Source organism: uncultured Dysgonomonas sp., assembly GCF_900079725.1.
In the GTDB taxonomy this organism is placed as follows: domain Bacteria; phylum Bacteroidota; class Bacteroidia; order Bacteroidales; family Dysgonomonadaceae; genus Dysgonomonas.
On record NZ_LT599032.1, the window covers coordinates 4,560,483 to 4,579,981 of the forward strand.

15 protein-coding genes are annotated in these 19,499 nt (G+C 41.2%); 9 read left to right on the forward strand and 6 right to left on the reverse strand.

Going from position 1 to position 19,499, the window contains the following annotated elements; translation table 11 throughout:
- Window positions 1–36 precede the first annotated feature (36 nt).
- The 9 genes from menB (at window position 37) to QZL88_RS18820 (ending at window position 9,613) form a co-directional block, all read left to right on the forward strand.
- Entirely contained in the window at window positions 37–858 is an 822-nt protein-coding gene (menB, locus tag QZL88_RS18780) for a 1,4-dihydroxy-2-naphthoyl-CoA synthase (RefSeq protein WP_296943902.1), read from the forward strand.
- Window positions 859–959: 101 nt separating this feature from the next.
- Complete coding sequence (locus QZL88_RS18785) at window positions 960–2,024, forward strand: o-succinylbenzoate synthase (protein WP_296943904.1); 1,065 nt, start codon at window positions 960–962, stop codon at window positions 2,022–2,024.
- Between the two features lie 26 nt (window positions 2,025–2,050).
- Complete coding sequence (locus tag QZL88_RS18790; protein ID WP_296943907.1) at window positions 2,051–3,124, forward strand: AMP-binding protein; 1,074 nt, start codon at window positions 2,051–2,053, stop codon at window positions 3,122–3,124.
- 136 nt (window positions 3,125–3,260) lie between these two features.
- Window positions 3,261–4,025: an amidohydrolase gene (locus QZL88_RS18795; protein ID WP_296943910.1), complete on the forward strand. Its 765-nt coding sequence runs from the start codon at window positions 3,261–3,263 to the stop codon at window positions 4,023–4,025.
- Complete coding sequence (locus QZL88_RS18800) at window positions 4,026–5,615, forward strand: thiamine pyrophosphate-dependent enzyme (protein ID WP_296943913.1); 1,590 nt, start codon at window positions 4,026–4,028, stop codon at window positions 5,613–5,615. It abuts the gene before it with no gap.
- Window positions 5,616–5,666: 51 nt separating this feature from the next.
- Complete coding sequence (locus QZL88_RS18805) at window positions 5,667–6,311, forward strand: indolepyruvate oxidoreductase subunit beta (RefSeq protein WP_296943916.1); 645 nt, start codon at window positions 5,667–5,669, stop codon at window positions 6,309–6,311.
- 225 nt (window positions 6,312–6,536) lie between these two features.
- Window positions 6,537–7,847, forward strand: a complete 1,311-nt coding sequence (locus QZL88_RS18810) for a pyridoxal phosphate-dependent aminotransferase (RefSeq protein WP_296943919.1) — start codon at window positions 6,537–6,539, stop codon at window positions 7,845–7,847.
- A gap of 31 nt (window positions 7,848–7,878) precedes the next feature.
- Complete coding sequence (locus QZL88_RS18815) at window positions 7,879–9,180, forward strand: phenylacetate--CoA ligase (RefSeq protein WP_296943921.1); 1,302 nt, start codon at window positions 7,879–7,881, stop codon at window positions 9,178–9,180.
- Between the two features lie 7 nt (window positions 9,181–9,187).
- Window positions 9,188–9,613 (forward strand): amino acid-binding protein, encoded by a 426-nt coding sequence (locus tag QZL88_RS18820; RefSeq protein ID WP_296943924.1) that lies wholly within the window; start codon window positions 9,188–9,190, stop codon window positions 9,611–9,613.
- A 63-nt stretch (window positions 9,614–9,676) separates the two neighbouring features.
- On the opposite strand, the gene QZL88_RS18825 is transcribed toward QZL88_RS18820, so the two are convergent.
- From QZL88_RS18825 to QZL88_RS18850, 6 genes are read right to left on the reverse strand one after another with little or no spacing between them, the layout of a single operon-like run.
- A complete protein-coding gene (locus QZL88_RS18825; protein WP_296943926.1) occupies window positions 9,677–10,501 on the reverse strand; it encodes an ROK family protein in 825 nt (274 codons plus the stop codon).
- Window positions 10,498–12,117, reverse strand: a complete 1,620-nt coding sequence (locus QZL88_RS18830) for a trehalase family glycosidase (RefSeq protein WP_296943928.1) — start codon at window positions 12,115–12,117, stop codon at window positions 10,498–10,500. Before QZL88_RS18830 ends, QZL88_RS18825 begins: the two co-directional genes overlap by 4 nt.
- 8 nt (window positions 12,118–12,125) lie before the next feature.
- Window positions 12,126–13,583, reverse strand: coding sequence for a metallophosphoesterase (locus QZL88_RS18835; RefSeq protein ID WP_296943930.1), 1,458 nt, complete (start codon window positions 13,581–13,583; stop codon window positions 12,126–12,128).
- A 32-nt stretch (window positions 13,584–13,615) separates the two neighbouring features.
- On the reverse strand, window positions 13,616–15,580 hold the full coding sequence (locus QZL88_RS18840; RefSeq protein WP_296943932.1) for an alkaline phosphatase: 1,965 nt from the start codon (window positions 15,578–15,580) through the stop codon (window positions 13,616–13,618).
- 21 nt (window positions 15,581–15,601) lie between these two features.
- Window positions 15,602–16,459: an endonuclease/exonuclease/phosphatase family protein gene (locus QZL88_RS18845; protein WP_296943935.1), complete on the reverse strand. Its 858-nt coding sequence runs from the start codon at window positions 16,457–16,459 to the stop codon at window positions 15,602–15,604.
- 14 nt (window positions 16,460–16,473) lie between these two features.
- Window positions 16,474–19,401 carry a GH92 family glycosyl hydrolase gene (locus QZL88_RS18850; protein ID WP_296943937.1) on the reverse strand — a complete coding sequence of 976 codons (2,928 nt, stop codon included), beginning with the start codon at window positions 19,399–19,401 and terminating at the stop codon, window positions 16,474–16,476.
- Between the last annotated feature and the right edge of the window lie 98 nt (window positions 19,402–19,499).

Consider the following 19,499-nt stretch of genomic DNA (forward strand, 5'->3'; position numbering starts at 1 on the left):
TTCCGAATTTTCAAATTTTCAAATTAATAAAATATTATGGCAACAAGAGAATGGCAAACCATTAAAGAATATGAGGAAATTCTGTTCGATTACTTTGAAGGAATAGGCCGCATAACAATCAACCGTCCGCGTTACCGCAACGCTTTTACTCCTACCACGACTATGGAGATCAGTGATGCCCTTCGTATATGTCACGAAAATCAGGATATCTATGTCGTAGTGCTTACAGGCGCAGGAGATAAAGCTTTCTGTGCCGGTGGAGACCAGAATGTAAAAGGTAAAGGCGGATATATAGGTAAAGATGGTGTTCCTCGCTTACAGGTGCTTGAAGTGCAGAAGCAAATACGCTCGATGCCTAAGCCCGTTATTGCGATGGTAAACGGTTATGCGATCGGTGGTGGACATGTATTGCAAGTCGTTTGTGACTTGTCTATTGCGTCTGCAAATGCGATCTTCGGACAGACCGGCCCACGTGTAGGCAGCTTTGATGCCGGATTCGGGTCATCCTATCTGGCACGTATCGTAGGTCAAAAAAAGGCTCGTGAAATATGGTTCCTTTGCCGCCAGTATTCAGCGCAGGAGGCTTTGGATATGGGACTGGTAAATACTGTTGTGCCTTTCGATCAGTTGGAAGACGAAACCGTGAAATGGGCGCACGAAATGATGCAACACAGCCCTATGGCGCTGCGTATGATAAAAATGGGACTCAATGCTGAACTTGACGGGCAATCCGGTATTCAGGAACTGGCCGGAAATGCGACTTTACTTTATTATCTGACAGATGAGGCGCAGGAAGGAAAGCATGCATTCCTCGAAAAGCGTAAGCCGGACTTCAAAAAGTTTCCTAAGTTTCCGTAATTAGTAAACAAGTAGACAAGATACAAGATACTAGATACTAGTAAGAACAAACTTGTATCTCGTGTCTTGTTAACTCGTATCTTGTTAACTCGTATCTTAGTATGTTTAAAACCCGGATCATACCCTATACGCTCCATTTCAAGCGTCCCGCAGGGACATCGCGCGGAGTTTATCACGACCATAAAATATGGTATGTGGTGATAACTGATACATCCCGGCCTGAGCGATGGGGGATAGGGGAGTGTGCCCCGCTTTTTGATCTTAGCTGCGACTATGACGAAAATTATGAGGATAGGCTATCTTATTTCTGCCAAAAACTAGAGCAGGACGGAAAATTGGGTATAGAAGCATTGCGTCCGTATCCATCCATTCTCTTTGGTCTGGAGACGGCGATGAGGCAGTTGGAACAAGGTAGTTTCCGCTTATGGGATACTCCGTTTGTCCGGGGAGAGAAAGGGATTCCTATCAATGGGCTTATCTGGATGGGCGATTATGATTACATGCTCGAACAGATAGAATCTAAATTGGAACAGGGTTTTCGCTGTGTGAAACTCAAGATAGGAGCCATCAATTTTGACAAAGAACTAGACCTGCTTCGCTATATCCGTAAACATTATGGGCCAGATAAAATAACGTTGCGTGTGGATGCAAACGGTGCATTTTCGCCGGACGATGCGCTGGATAAATTGAAACGGCTGGCCGAACTGGATTTGCATTCTATCGAACAACCTATTCGCGCCGGACAATGGAACGATATGGCACGATTGACGGAGATAACACCTTTGTCGATAGCGCTCGATGAAGAACTGATCGGAGTTAACCAGCCTGAAGAAAAGGAACACTTGCTGGAAACCATAAAACCACAATACATAATTCTGAAACCTACCTTACATGGAGGAATCATCGGTGCAACCGAATGGATAGAATTGGCCCGATCAATGAATATCGGCTGGTGGATAACTTCGGCTTTGGAATCGAATATCGGGCTGAACGCGATAGCCCAATGGTGTTCTACTTACAATAATCCGCTTCCTCAAGGGCTTGGTACGGGCGCATTATATACGAACAATATAGAGATGCCATTGTTTATACAGGGTGACTGCCTTTGGTACGAAATAAAAACGAAAAATGAAAAACGAAAAGTGAAAAATATTCTACATTTTTAGTTCTTCACTTTTCACTTATAAAATATATGTATCAACTTTACATAAAAAGACAAATAATAACAATAGACGGAGGTTCCTATACCCCTGATATTTTCCGAAGCAAAGGAATGCCGGCCTTTGCCCTAAAATCGGATTTCCATTATAGTCTTTATTTATTTCTGAAAGAGTGGTTTTCCCGTTCACCATTGATTAGGGTGCAAACATCAGGTTCTACAGGCGCACCTAAAGAAATGATGGTGGAAAAAGAGCGGATGATGCGCAGTGCGGAACTTACCTGTTCTTTTCTCGGATTAAAAGAAGGAAACAAAGCCCTGCTGTGTATGTCGCTAGACTATATTGCAGGTAAAATGATGGTGGTACGTGCATTGATCGCAGGCCTGGACTTATATCCTGTCACCCCGTCCGGCAACCCGCTGAAAGATGCAAAAGTTACGTTCGGTTTTGCCGCGATGATCCCTATGCAGGTGTATAATAGCTTGGAGTCTGATAAAGAGCGGAAGAAACTGGAAAAAATAAAAAATCTGATAATAGGAGGAGGGGCGATTGACTCCCGTCTGGAAGAAAAAATGAAATTTTTTCCTAATAATGTATATTCTACATATGGAATGACCGAGACCCTTTCGCACATTGCTTTGCGCAGGCTGAACGGAGAGAGTGCTTCCGGATCATATATCCCATTTCCATCTGTTGCGCTATCATTATCGGATGATAATACACTGATAATAGATGCGCCGTTGGTAACAAGCGAAAAACTTTATACGAACGATATTGCGGAGATAGATAAAGACGGAAGCTTCCGTATCACAGGACGCAAAGATAATGTAATTAACAGCGGAGGAATAAAGATTCAGATAGAAGAAGTTGAAAAGATACTGAAGCCCCTTATCAATAGCTCTTTTGCTGTTACATCCCTTCCCGATCCTAAATTTGGAGAAGTACTAATTCTTGCAGTGGAAGAAGATATTGATCCGGCTATATTTAAAGATATCCAACCTGCATATTATACTCCTAAGAAGATTATTAAGGTAGATAAAATCCCTTTAACAGAGACAGGGAAGATAAGCCGTGTAGAATTGAAGAAGTTGGTACGTGAACTTTAATGAGATATTTTATCATCTTGTTCAAACTCTTTTCATATAATTATTAAAATAATACCCTTAAATCATTTAAAATTGCAAATTGTCATTTCGACTTTTCGCTAAAAATCTTTATCTTCGGTGCATATATCTAATGCACATGAACATTATACTATTACAAACCGACATACAGTGGCAAAAGCCAAATGAAAACAGGACGCACGCAGAGACGATAATCGACACGTTGCCACAGGTAGATTTGGTTATCTTACCTGAAATGTTTACATCAGGTTTTTGCATGACTCCTTCCGATATAGCAGAAAAAGCGGATACCGATACCCTTCATTGGATGCAAACAATTGCCGAGAAAAAGAACGTGGCGATTGCAGGAAGTGTGTCAGTTGAAGACGGAGGAAAGTATTACAACCGTTTCTATTTCGTAAAACCCGACGGCAGTTATGCCACCTATAATAAGAAACATTTGTTCACATTCTCAGGTGAAGACAAAGAATATGCTGCAGGAGACGAAAGGGTAATAGTGGAATATAAAGGTGTAAGGGTCTTACTGCAAATCTGTTATGATCTGCGCTTTCCCGTATTTTCCAGAAACAGGGGTGATTATGATATGATTATTTATGTCGCCAACTGGCCGACAGTCCGTATCGATGCTTGGAATACACTGCTCAAAGCACGTGCTATCGAGAACCTTTGTTATGTAGCGGGAGTGAACAGGGTAGGGAATGACCCCGGCAACAGCTATAATGGAGGTACCGTATTGCTCGATTATATGGGCAAAACAATTGTAGCGGCGGAAGATGGCTTGGAAAATGCGGCTTGTGGTAATATAGATATACAGATATTAAAAGACTTTCGTGAAAAATTTCCGGCACTCAATGATGCCGATAAATACAGAATAATCAACTAAATGAGAGAAAAATTATTGATGCTGGGTGACCAGGCGATCGCCTTGGGTGCTATCCATGCTGGCATTACGGGTGTGTATGCATATCCGGGAACGCCTTCGACCGAAATAACGGAATATATTCAGGATTCACCATTAGCAAAGGAGCGGAATATTCACAGTCAATGGTGTACCAATGAAAAAACTGCTATGGAAACGGCTCTAGGTGTATCCTATATTGGAAAGCGGGCATTGGTGTGTATGAAGCATGTGGGACTGAATGTAGCAGCCGATGCCTTTGTAAATTCGGCTATGACGGGAACAAATGGTGGGCTGGTAGTTCTAGTGGCTGACGACCCCTCGATGCACTCTTCCCAGAATGAGCAGGATTCGCGTTTTTATGGTAAGTTTGCGTTTACACCTATATTCGAACCATCGTCGCAACAGGAAGCGTATGATATGGTGCGTTATGCTTTCGATGTTTCTGAAAAATATGAATTGCCTGTACTGATACGGCTTACTACCCGTATGGCACATTCGCGTGCTGTGGTCGAAATATCAGAGAGCAAAGAGCAGAATGAAATAAAATTCCCCGAAGATAAATCCCGTTGGGTGCTACTTCCTGTAAATGCAAGAAGAAGATATAACGAACTCTTGGCTGTCCAGACCGAATTGGAAAAAATATCTTCGCAGTCGCCATATAATTTTTATAAAGAAGGCAATCGACAAGGAGTTATTGCTTGCGGAATCGGTTATAATTACCTGATGGAGAATTATCCTGACAGTTGTGATCGCACAGTGTTGAAAATCTCACAATATCCTTTGCCGAAAGAACTTATACGGAAAGTATGGAATGAATGTGATGAGGTCTTGATTCTTGAGGACGGGCAACCTTTTGTTGAAGAGCAGCTTCGCGGATTGCTGGATGAAACAGGAAAGGTTAAAGGACGCCTGACGGGAGAGTTGCCGCGGGTAGGAGAACTTACACCCGACAATGTTCGCGCAGCATTGGGCTTCTCGGTTAAAGTGTACCAGGGAGCAAGTGAAAATGTCGTAGCCCGTCCACCTGCATTATGTACAGGGTGCGGACATAGGGATGTATATGATGCGTTGAATGAAGTGTTCCACGAATATGAGAATGCAAAAGTGTTCAGTGATATAGGTTGTTATACGCTTGGCGCATTGCCACCTTTCCGGGCCATAGATACCTGTGTGGATATGGGGGCGTCCATAACGATGGCTAAAGGTGCTGCTGATGGAGGTTTGTTCCCATCGGTAGCGGTTATTGGCGATTCCACTTTCACTCATTCAGGAATAACAGGATTGTTAGATGCCGTAAATTCGAATGCCAGTGTGACCATTGTTATTTCAGATAATCTGACTACGGCTATGACCGGAGGGCAGGATTCGGCAGGATACGAAAAATTGGAAGATATATGTCTTGGTGTGGGTGTGGAGAAAGAACACCTGCGCATCGTGATTCCATTACCGAAGAATATAGAAGAAATAAAGAATATTATTCGTGAAGAAATTGAATATAATGGTGTTTCGGTTATTATTCCTCGCAGAGAATGCATACAGACAATTAAACGAAAAGTAAAAAACGAAAAGTGAAAAATATCCTTCATTTTTCATTTTACACTTACAACTTGTAACTAATTAATTATGAAACTCGATATAATACTTTCAGGTGTAGGCGGACAAGGAATACTTTCCATTGCTGCCATTATTGGAGAAGCTTCTCTTCGGGAGGGATTACATATAAAACAGGCTGAAGTACATGGCATGAGCCAACGGGGAGGGGATGTTCAATCTAATCTTCGTATATCGTCAAATCCGATACATTCCGACCTGATTGCAAAAGGAACCGCTGATGCTATTCTATCACTGGAACCGATGGAGGCTTTGCGTTATATTCCATACTTATCAGATGAGGGCTGGGTGGTGACGAATATTTCACCTTTTGTCAATATTCCGAATTATCCCGAATTAGATAATATCCTTGAAGAATTATCTTCATTGCCTAATGTCATACTTCTGGATGTAGATGCTATTGCTAAAGAAGCTAAAGTGTCTCGGGCTGCAAATATGGTGCTGCTGGGTGCTGCTTCTGTGATTTTGGGTATAGAAGCTTCCAAACTGGAAGGAGCTATTGCACAGGTATTTGGTCGCAAAGGAGAATCTGTAGTGGATATGAATATAAAAGCTTTCAGAGAAGGACAAAGTGCAGGCAGAAAACAAGTGGAAAATAAGAGGAATGATTCTTGTTTATCATGCCTGAGAAACGAAATATCCGGGAGTACAGGCTAAATATATAAAGACTATATTTTTGAGGTAAAAGTTTATCTATGTATATGGCTGTTAGCCGATAGCTCTTTGAATAGTTTTAAGTAATAAGTAACACGAATGAAGAAAGCGTAAATAGTGTTACCTCTGTTACCTTTTAACTATATATGGTTAATAAAAGTGAAACTGTCAGGTGTGGATAGTGAAAAAAGTGTCAGATATGTCAGATTTTAACAAGTAGTTTATAATATGCAAAACAGAGTATTTAGTCAGGAACTCATAAATCAGGTTGTCGACGAATTAAAAATAACAAACCTCGAGAAAGCTACCATCGGTGAAGTGCTACTTTTGGCATCGCGGCTTGAACAGGTTACAGGCATTCCTTTTATCCGTATGGATCAGGGTGTGCCAGGCCTTAAACCTTGCCAGATAGGTATAAATGCGGAAAAGAAAGCGTTGGACGAAGGTGTGGCTTCGATGTATCCTGCTGCCGCAGGTGTTCCTGTGTTGAAGAAAGAAGCATCCCGTTTTGTTAAAGCGTTTCTCGATGTTGATATATCATCAGGCTCATGCATACCGGTCACAGGTTCGGTTGCCGGTTCTTTCAGTTCCTTTATCGCCTGCAACCAACGGGATAAAGATAAGGATACTGTATTATTTATCGATCCCGGCTTTCCTATACAGAAATCCCAATTGAAAATACTTGATATTAAATATATAGAATTTGATGTCTACAATTACAGGGGGGGAGGCTTAAAAGCTAAACTTGAAGGATTATTGGAAAAGGGCAATATATCTTCTATTGTATATTCCAATCCGAATAATCCGGCCTGGATATGTCTGACGGAGGATGAATTGCAGATAATAGGAGAATTGGCTACAAAATATGATGCGGTTGTTATTGAAGATTTAGCCTATTTCGCTATGGATTTTCGTACCGATTTAGGTAAGCCTTTCCAACCGCCTTTTGTTCCTACTGTAGCCAGATATACAGATAATTATATTTTGATGCTTTCCTCGTCTAAGATATTCAGTTATGCCGGACAACGTGCCGCAGTGCTTTGTATTTCGGACCAATTATTTTTTCGTAAATTTGAAGCATTGGCCGAGAAATATTCTGGTTCAGGTATTTTCGGTCCTACATTTATAGGAGAAATATTGTATATGATAACCTCCGGCATAACTCATTCTACGCAGTATGGTTATGCGGCAATGTTAAAGGCGTCATCGGACGGAGAATTAGACTTTGTAAAAGAGACAAGTGAATATGGCAGGCGTGCCTACCGGATGAAGGAATTATTCAATAAATACGGTTTTCATGTGGTATATGATAAGGATATAAACAGGGCGATTTCCGACGGATTCTTTTTCACAATCGGTTACAAAGATATGTCTTGTGCCCAACTGATGCGCGAGTTATTGTATTATGGAATAAGTTCGATTGCTTTGTCTACTACAGGAAGCGAGCAACAAGGTATAAGAGCATGCTGCTCGCGTATGAGTGAGGACTTATATACTGTGTTAGATGAACGATTAAGATTTTTCAAATTAGACCATTGATAACATAAACGACTAAAAAAACTAACATATTATGATTTGGAATGAACCGAAAGAGTGCATGAGCCTCGAGGATAAACGAAACCTGCAAGGCAAGCGTTTAAGAAAACTCGTGGACAGAGTGTATCACAACACGCCATTTTATCGCCGCAAAATGCAGGAAATGGATATAATGCCTGACGATATAAAGACGGTGGACGATATTGTAAAACTGCCATTTACTACCAAGCAGGATTTACGGGATAATTATCCTTACGGACTATTTGCTTTACCAATGTCTGATATAGTGAGGCTACATGCTTCATCGGGGACCACGGGAAAACCTACAGTTGTTGGCTACACCCGGCGTGATTTATCCATCTGGTCGGAAATGATAGCTCGTAGCCTGAGTGCATACGGCGCTGATCGTAATGATATTATATCAGTGGCATACGGTTATGGCCTGTTTACCGGAGGACTTGGATTGCATTACGGAGTGGAGCATCTGGGCGCGACGGTGATTCCCATGTCGAGCGGGAATACATCCAAGCAAATTCAGTTTATGCACGATTTTGGAGCTACAGCCATCGCCTGTACTCCATCTTATGCTCTATACCTGGCAGAAGCCATGGAGAAAGCAGGTATACCACGTGAAGACTTTAAGCTGCGCATGGGTATTTTCGGTGCAGAGCCATGGACGGAAAACATGAGAAAAGAAGTAGAAGCTAAACTTGGAATAAATGCTTATAATATATATGGATTGAGCGAAGTGATGGGGCCGGGTGTGTCACACGAATGCCGGTACAAAGATGGTTCGCATATTATAGATGATCATTTTCTACCGGAAATTGTATCACCTGATACATTAGAGCAACTGCCATACGGAGAACAGGGAGAATTAGTATTTACCACTCTTACAAAGGAGGGCTTACCTCTATTGCGTTACCGTACCAAAGACCTTTGTTCATTGACGGAAGAACCTTGTAAATGTGGACGCACCAGTGTGCGCATGAGCCGTATAGTAGGACGTAGCGACGATATGCTGATTATTCGTGGGGTAAATGTATTCCCATCGCAGATAGAAAGCGTAATACTGGAAATGGAAGAATTTGAACCGCACTATCTGCTGATAGTAGACCGTGTAAACAATCTGGATATACTGGAAGTACAGGTTGAAGTCCGGGACGGATATTTTTCCGATGAAATCTCAAAGATTATGGCATTGAAAAAGAAGATAGCCCATCGTCTGCAAAGTGTGCTGGGAATCAGTGCCGATATAAAACTGGTTGAGCCGTACAGCATCAAACGAAGTGAGGGTAAGGCGCAGCGTGTAATTGATAAACGTATCTTTAATTGATTAGCTTATGACAATAAAACAACTATCTATTTTTGTAGAAAATAAGACCGGACGACTAAATGAGGTAGCGCATATACTGGGCAGGAATGGAGTGAATATGAAAGCGTTCAGCCTGGCCGAAAGTGCAGACTTTGGTATTTTACGTCTGATAGTATCCGATGTGGATTTGGCTGTGAAAGTCCTAAAAGAGGCTCATTTAGGGGTAAGTGTAAATGATGTACTTTGTCTATCGTGTCCCAATACACCGGGCTCATTAGCTACTATATTGGAATATTTGGCGAAGGAAGATGTATTTATTGAATATATGTATGCTTTTTCGAATGGTGAAAGGGCCAATGTGGTTATAAGGCCAACAGATATAAAAAAATGCATCGAGATATTGACTGCAAATAATTGCGAACTATTGAATCAGGATAAGATAAAAGGATGCTGATATCCTTTCCCTAATAAAGCGACCTTTGGTATAATCTTCTACCAAAGGTCGTTTATCATAAATTTAGTATAAGACAGAAGCCCCTAATATACTGATATCCTCCTTTTTTGATATTCTGATTTCTAATTTCTTTACAGTTTCAGGATAAGGAAACGTATTTAATGTTTCTATCATTGCAGGAGCAAAAAAATTGTAAGCATTGGATATGCTGCCACCCATTATTATGACAGATGGATCATACGCAAAAAGGATCACTTTCATCAGGTTACCGATGTGGTGTCCGGCTTCTTTCCATATCATTAAGGCTTCGTTATCTCCTTCAGATGCTTTATCGAAAGCTTCTTTTCCGGTAATTCCGTGCTCTCTCACAAAATAGGAACTGCTGCAATAGGACTCATAATCATATTCCAGATAAGGCAGGCACCCGATTTCTCCGGCACCGGTATTATCTCCGTTATATAATTTACCATCGATAATTATTCCCGCGCCTACTCCTGTGCCTAAAGCAACTGCGACAATGTTGTTGAAACCATTACCTTCTCCGTAATAATGTTCGCCGAGAGCAAAACAGTTGCAATCGTTATTTACAGAAACCGGGATTTTGAATTCTTCTTCCAGGATATCTTTCAGGTGTACTTCTTTCCACGAAGGTATATTCGCCACATTGTAGACGATACCTCTTTCGGCATCGACTACCGATGGAACACCTATACCTATGCTTTCTATATCCTGATTTATTAATTGGTGTATCATTCCTTTTAGTTGACCGATAACAGCCTCTTCCGGTTCGTTAGCCTTGCATGGTTCGGCTACCCTGCCGATTATTTTACCATTCGATACAATGCTCATCCGGACATTTGTACCACCTAAATCTATACCTATTTTCATACAGTCTGATTCCCTTCTTTTATGCTCACTTTCTTACTCTTATCTTTCCCCCAGTATAATGTCAGTTCGAAAGGAACGTTCGTTTCTATTATTACTGATGGCGTATCTTCCTGCGAATTGCGTTTGTTTACTTTCAGAGTAACCAGCCCGTCGGGGCCGAAAGGATAGCGTTCTATTCCGTGTGCTTCTGTCTGGGTAATATCCCATACAAGCGAATGATTGGCATAGTCGGAACGTATGCCCAGAATATATTCGATAAATATGGCAATAGGGGGTAAACCTGTCCAGCCCACAAAATCTTTGCGGGCCATAAATCCGGGTTCGGTGGCTTCCGGAGCATAATATTCCCAGAATGTGCCGGTGTTTTTATATACTTCGAATACATTGTTATAATGGTTTTTTGCAATTTCCTTAGCCTGTCTGGTATATCCTTTTTTATCAAGTCCGGTAATAACCATATAATTTGTTCCCGGCCATACACCTCCTTGCCAGTAGCGTCCTTTAGGATTATATTTCGGGTTATCCGCCGAAAGGGACGGTACTCTGTGCGGGCGGTTGAATGTTTTAGTGTTTCCCAGTTCAGTAACCATTCTATCCAGTTGTGTTTTATCCAGAACATCGGTATGTAAAGCCCAGAATGCACCGATTCCCTTAGTCGTATTCAAACTGCCGTCTGCGTACTGGTCGTATAAAAAGCCGGTTTTTTCATCCCACAGATTGTCGTGAACGTACTTTGTGAGTGCTTTTATTTCATCTTCAAATTCTTCAATTTCCTGCCAGCGTTCGAGATAGAATCCTATTTCGAGCAGGATATTTGCCATCAGTATTTGTTGCAGGCATGCATCCAGCCATACCATATGCCCGTGACTGTATATCATACTGTATTGTGGCTGTACACGTGGCATGTTGTCCATGCCGGTACCCCAGCCGCTCGACCAATATGTACCATTAGGCCATGTGCGGTTTAGTCTCAGCCATTTATAGTACGCGCAAAGAGCCGGGAAAATCTTATTGAGTCGTTCATTATCCCCATATTGCCTGTAATATAATATCTCGCTCCACGGAAGCAGATTCGGACCTGTACTTACCGGATCGTATCGTTCGAAGCAGTCGGCACCATCTGCTTTTATTTCACGGCAGATAAATCCGTCGGGGTGCTGTTTGGCGTAAAAATTATCCAATGTGTGTTGGAACGGGAAGAAGCGGTATCCATAGCGGGCAAACATCATCATAAAGGATGAATCCCACATGAAAATGTTTCCGTTATATGCGGTATCCAGATAACTGGATACAAAACCTGAGCCTTTTTGCGGCTGGCGGATATTACTGATAGCTATCTGCCAGGCTTTCCAGTACATCTCCAATTCTTTCTCATGACCTGTCCAGATAGGATTGGGTAATATGTTCTTCGCTTCTTCAAAACTTTTAGGAACAATCTCCTCCGGCTTGGCTATACGGTACTCGTTTTCTGTAACCAGAGCCTCTTTCACATAAGTATTCTTATATGGCAGGTTATACTTCTGCGGGGTTTCATCTGCTTCCTGCGAATAGATGGGGAAAGTCCCGAATAACAGGCTTGAAGCAATAATTGAAATACTTAATATCTTTTTTCTCATATTCTAATTTATTCAGCAATAAATAATATATTATCGGGGAGTATGTCTTCTCTGATATTGCGGCTCGAATACCCGACTTCGAGCATCTCACCCATATAATCTTCGAAATAAAGTACAGTCAGTTCATGGAATCCTTTATCAAGAGCGACTTTCCCATCTGCCCGCCTCATGCTGTGAGAGCCGTCATTGTCAACGACTAATTGACCATCTATAAACAGCTTTGATCCATCATCGGAATAGGTATAGAAGCGGTAGACACTTTTTTCCGGTATTTTGATCCATGTTTTGAAAACAAATGCCATCGAATCCTTTGCTGTTGCCGGATCAATAGATATGTTTTTCAATATTCCATTCCTGACAGGCTTTTCCAGTGCTATCTCGCCCGTATTTTTGAATCGTTTTCCTTCATAATAAGAGTACGATACTCCCTGTTGTTTTACGTTAATGCTCTTAGCGGCGAGGTAAGTCATAGATTCTTCATCAACAGAAGATAAACCCGACGGGTAATAATATTTAAATTCTGTCCCCTCCTTGGTTCTTATCCATGTATCAAACTGGGACTTTCCTTCATACATGAGGATAATACGTGAGCCCCGTTCTAATTTTCCGTATGCATCTACTCCCGAAGTCCGGCCGAATGCCAGGGCAATTCCCTGATCAATCCCGATATAATCGTTATCGTGGTCATGTCCAACAAATATTCCCATCACATCTTTTTTCTCTATCATGGAGCAGAACATCCCGGAATTGATTTCGGGTGATGCTATCCCTTCCTCTTTGTATCCGATTGTATTTTCATTGCCGACAATATTGTTGAATTCAAGAATTGGAATATGGAAGAAAGCTAATGCAGGTAGCGGAGTATTATTATTGCGGACGGTAAATTTATCACTGGTGTTACGGTACCATTCTATCTGATCGAAATGTATCCAGTCATAATGCCCGTATTTATGTGCCGGTGGTTTATTATTTGTATCGATACAATATAGCAGAGCTGCCGTTCTTACTCCTTTAGAACTGTTTACAGGTAATGCATAATTTCCACTACCTGTTATTTGCGGTCCTTTTTCACCTATAAAATAAGGTAGATTTTCTATGATATCGAAGATTTCATTGCGGGAGACACCTGTCTCGGCATCATGATTTCCTAGGGTTACAGCCCACGGGATCTGTGCGTCTTCGAATATTCTGGCTATTGCCAGCCATCCTTCGCGGGCCGGTGCATCGGTAACAACATCGCCTGTAAGTACGGCTAAATCCGGTTTTTCTGTAGCTAGTACATGTTTGATTACATCGGTGGTTTCAATACAATTAGGTGATTTATTACTCCAGTGAATATCTGTGAATTGGGCAATTTTAAATTGTCCGTTATCCCTGAATTGTAGCTGTATATCTTTTTTGGGAATGGCCTTAAGCGTACCAAAACAGGATAGAACAGCTATTATAAAGAACATATATTTCTTCATAGAAAGCATTTTATGAATTTATAGTAGCTTTTTTACAAGCCTAATAAGGTTTTTATCTTATGGAATATCTGTGTGTTTTTATATACACCTCCGAATTTATCAGCACCCGGACCGTACGCATATACCGGCAGCATGATAGGAGTATGGTCGTCAGTCATATATCGGGCGGTTATATGCCCTTTATCGAGTTCTCCGTCTACGAGGGTCAATCCTCCGGTTTCGTGGTCGCCTGTGATAATAATAAGAGTTTCCCCGTTGCTGTCCGCAAATTTCAGGGCTTCGGCAACAGCCATATCAAAACTGAATGTTTCTAATATCGAACCCGGCAAAGAATTTGCGTGACCTGCATAATCAATTTTTGCTCCTTCCACCATAAGAAAGAATCCTTTATCACTTGCTCCTGACAATTTCTTTATCGCTTCTTTTGTTGCCTCGGCAAGCAGAGTTAGAGTTTCTTCGGTCGCGGCTTTTTCCATCCGTTCGTCTATACAGACTACTTTATCATTGGCTGTGTTTATTTCATCAATGGATGTTGTTACACGATATTTACCTTTTAGTTCTTCTGCCATATTCCGTCCGTCTTTTCTTTTTGTAAATACCTCCATTCCACTACCATTCAGCAGCGTGAGTTTTCCATCCAGCAGCCAGTTTGTAATTTCGTCAGAATTATCACGTTCCACAGAATGTCCGTAGAAGGCGGCAGGAGTGGCATCGGCAATATTGCCGAGTGTGACCACACCACATGCATATCCTTCAGGGAAAAGAACATCAGTCATGGACGGGTAAGGGGTACCATCGTCTGCTGCACTGATGTGCCGGTTGCTATTTGACTGGCCTGTGGCAAGTGCACTGCCTGCCGCAGCGGAGTCTGTTGTATATGCATCTTTTGAACTGGTTTTCTGAAGACCTATATGTTTAAGCAAAAGCATGGAAAGTCCACGGTTTACTGTTTCGGCAGCACATACTTGCGACAGCCCCATGCCATCGCCAATAAGCAAGATTACATTCTTGATGGGCTTATCAGCCCCGTCGTTCAGATAGGTGGGCTGATAAATATCTATGCCTTTTGTCAGTTGCAGTCTTTTGTTATTGAAACCCTGAAATCCAACAGTTGTTTTATCCAATCTTTTGGCACGGGCTACGTCATCGGATACTTCCGCACTATTTCCTGCAATGTGATAATTCTTGTTGTCGAAATGATAAAAGTAATCGGTACATGCTTCTACCCGGTCAGTATTAATATAATCTACACCTATATTGTGAAATGTATTCCAAGCTGTAACCCCGTCCGGTGTTCCCCAGAAACGAATAGATTTATTCAGTGCATGAACAGCTTCTATAGCCTTTGTCACCTTGTTATATTCATCTCTGATCATAGTTCCCTTTCCATTCCACTGCGAATAATCTTTGAATGGAAGACTTATCATGGCTATGTGTTTCAGTTGCTCGGGAGTATAGTCAAGTCCATTTCCGTCGAAAGATATAAAAGAAGGATATTTGGTAAAATCAACCGGAGCCGGTCTGTCGCCCGATATGACGACGCGTACGGCATAAGGATTTACAGACGGATCAAATACTTCAGGGTAGGTCTTCAATTTTTTCACGAGTATATCCAAAGTCGGATTTGCGGGTGTTTTCAGATCGATAAGTAATATGAAAGTCTTATCCGAATTTTCCCATGCCTTCCCGTTATTTTTCTTATACAGGGCTACTATCGGTTTAATATACGATTCGTCCAGGGTAGGAGCTGTGCCCAGATCCTCTTTATTGTGGGCTACCAGCAATTCATCCTTTCTGTTCGTCGCATATACGTCTGCCTCTATAGATGCTACTTGTTGGGCATAAGCCTGATAAAAAGGCACTCGTTGTTCATAATCGTTATGTGAGTGAATCAGTATTTGCTGTTGAGCAAATGTAATAGACGGACATACGATTAGCAATCCTGCAATTAGAAATAGTTTTAATGCAGAAAAACTTCTGTTCAAAATGTAAGTCATAAAATTTTGATTATAACAGGTTTATTCAATTTCTATCTGTGCTGTCACTGCAGAATGGTCGGAAATGAATTTACCATCCAATTCTTCCTGTATAACAGTGTGTTTTAATACTTTGGTATCTGGTTTTACGAAAATATAATCTATAAACTCGCGTTTTTCGAGAGGTACTTGTCCGAAACCGTGAAATGTCCAGTCTGTTCCACTTTTTACAACAGCTATATCTTTGGTATGCATCAGATAGTTTGGATTTGCCGGATCTGTGACATGCTTGATAACATCCGAATCAGGTGTTGCATTAAAATCTCCGGTCAATATTACAGGCAGGCCTTTGCTTAACTCTCCTATACGTTGTAGAAGTAGAGTCACCCCTTCCTGACGTGCCATTTTACCTACGTGGTCAAGATGTGTATTAATAAAGAATATTTGTTTTTTACTACCGATTTCTTCCAATACAATCCAGGTGGCAATGCGTTCACACGCACCATCCCAGCCTTTAGAACCGATAACTTCAGGTGTTTCACTTAACCAGAAATGCCCGGATTTAATTTCTTTAAATCTATCTTTTTTGTATAGGATGGCACAATATTCACCTTTTTCAACCCCATCTATGCGGCCAATACCAATAGCATTGTATTCTGGCAGAGAGGTTTTCAGGTCGTTCAATTGATTGACCAATACTTCCTGTGCACCAACGATATCGGCATTTTGAGCTTTGATGGTTTGTGCTGCAATATCTTTTCTGTATTGCCAGCTGTTGAGGCTATCGCCCGGATTGTCGTAACGAATATTGAAACTCATTACATTTAAATCGATTGGTTTACTTTTTGTACAAGATACTAATAGTGATACTACAGCAAATAAATAGAAAAATCTTTTCATGTCAGTAAGGTTTATTATTTTGTAAATAGATTCGATTCCGGGATCTTTTCAAACTCTGAGGTGTTTGGCTTTTTCCAGCCCCAGCTCAGGTGCTCGCCTTCATAGTCCTCAAAATATAATAGCTTATATGAATGATAACCTTTTTTCAGGGCAATCCGTCCTGTGGCTATTATGGCAGCATGCGATCCGTCGTTATCGACGATTTTAAGATTGTCGATGTACAAGACACTGCCATCATCGGACTTGGTCATAAATTCATATATACCATCTTCTGCTACAAAGATAACACCACTAAATATAAAAGCAAAATGATCAGCTTGTTTTACTCCGTTAATTGTAGGTTCGGGAAGAATACCTATATCAATTGGTTTAGAGCTCTCTATCTGACTTACCGAGTGATAATATCCTTCATAGTAACTGAAATTTGCACCTCTTTCCTTACCCTGTGCCGTAACCGGCTCTCTGAAGACAGCCTTTTTGGCCTCAATTGTAAATGTTTTGCTTGGAATATAGCCGTCTTTAAATGCTTTGGCTTTTATCTCTGTTGATCCGGATATTTTTATAGGTGCGGAATATACGGAGGATGATTTGTCGGGTTCTTTTCCATCCAATGTATAATAAACTTTTGCATCCATAGTTGTAGTGGCCAGGTCTACATCAATGCTATTAACGAATAAGTCCAGATCTTTGGTTGTAAAAGGAATGGAAACTGTTTTATCTGTTGTCATGGAATATGGATAAGCAGATTCGGCAACTCCTCTGTTCAAATTCGGAACAGAAGAAAGGTTAAAAATCAGATCGCCTCCTTCCATCAAATCCTTATAAGTAATATAGTTGGAAAGTATTTCCCTATTGTTTAAAGTAATCTTATCTATATAGAGATTTTTTTCCGGTTGATTAGCTCTGATTGTCAATGTTTTTCCATTAGCCAGTTTTATACAGGCTTCATCAAACAGCGGTGTTGTCAACGAGAATTCATTTGCTCCCGGACATACAGGATAAATGCCAAGGCTACTCAGTATATACCATGCCGACATCTGGCCACAATCTTCGTTCCCGCTGATACCCTCCGGCGTTGGCTGATACATTTCGGACAGGATACGACGGGTCATAGACTGTGTCTTCCATGGCTGGCTTACATAATTGTATAGATAAGCCATATGATGGCTGGGCTCATTGCCATGGGCATATTGTCCGATAAGACCTGTTATATCCGACATGTGTCCATCCACTTTCGATTCGGTGGTAAATAAACTATCCAATTGTGCTACAAAACAGTTTCGGCCGCCAAATAATTGAATGAGTCCGTTTACATCATGCGGAACAAAAAAACGATATTGCCATGCTGTGGCTTCTGTATATGCCCTTCCGGGTTCGAACGGATTAAAAGGATAGTCCCAGTTTCCATCCATACGTTTTCCCCGGAAAAATTTTGAATGTCCGTCAAATACATGAATATAAGACAATGCACGTTCGCTGTACTTTTCAAAATCTTCGGTTTTACCGAGTTCTTTCGCCATTTGGGCTATACACCAGTCGTCGTAGGCATATTCGAGCAAGCAGGATACTGATTCTCTTTTAATATTAGAGGGTATAAACCCGTATTTGATGTAATAGTCAGAGCCTTTTTTGTTATTATCAGAAGAAATTTTCATGGCTTCATAGGCTTTGTCTACCTCGAAGCCTCTTATCCCTTTCATATATGCATCTGCAATCACAGACACTGAATGGTAACCGATCATGGTTCCGGTTTCCCCTGCCGATAATGGCCAGATGGGTAATTCTCCCGATATATCATACATTTTCAGATATGAATTGATTATATCGTTTACCAGAGTTGTGTCGGTAAGTGTGATGAGAGGATTCCATGCACGGAATGTATCCCAAATGGAGAACGTCGAATAATATTTGCGCCCTGCCGGTATTGTATCTTTAGTCATATCGTGCCGGCGAAATTGTCCGTTTACATCACTCATAATGTTGGGGACAACTTTCGTATGGTACATCGCGGTATAGAAGTTTTTAAGATCGTGTTCATTATCTCCTTTTACCGTAATATCAGAGAGAGCTTTGCCCCAGAGATTACGGGCCTGTTTGTGTACTGAGTCGAAATCAAATCCTGTTACATCATGATCCAGATTCAGCCGTGCATTCTCTTCGCTTACAACTGAAAAGGCAACTTTTGCAACAACAGGTTTTCCTGTAGATACTCCGAATTTCAGTACAGCTTGTTGATTATTACTTTTTGCTGTATCGCCGTATTTCAGAATTTTACCGTCATTGATAAAATCGACAGACTGAAAGTCTTTGGAAAACTGTGCAACGAAAAATACATACTGATTTGTTACCCATCCTTGTGTACGGCGCATTCCTGTTATCTCATTACTTGCAGTTTGCTTTATAATGAGAGAGTCTATTGTTTCTTCTGCTAACAGGTGGGACATGTCTATGATAATGGTTTCATTCTTGCCTTCGGCGAATGTATAGCGGTGTACCCCTGTATATGTAGTAGCTGTCATTTCAGCCTTGATGCCTTCTTGGTCAAAGTCCACGGAATAATATCCGGGAGATGCTTTTTCGTTTGTATGTGAAAAAGCCAATGGTTCGAAAATATAACCTTTTTGAACCTGTATTATATCTCTGGTTGTAGGGTGAAAAAGTACATCACCCAGATCGGCACAACCTGTACCGCTAAGATGTGTATGTGAAAACCCGATAATGGTGGAATCACTATAGTGATAACCTGAACATGCGTCCCAGTCTCCGGTTCGGGTATCCGGGCTTAATTGTACCGCTCCATATGGTACGGTGGCTCCGGGATAGGTATGTCCGTGAAATCCCGTTCCTATAAAAGGGTCAACGTAATCGACCGGACTTTTAAGGATAGGGGAGCAAGCTGCTAATAATCCGATAATAGATAGAAAGAATAATTGTTTTTTCATATAGGATATTGCATTAACTGCAAATTTTAATAATAATGGGCATTAAACAAGTAATGCCCATTACCTCGTAGTTGATTACTTTAGTGTCAGTGCCTTGT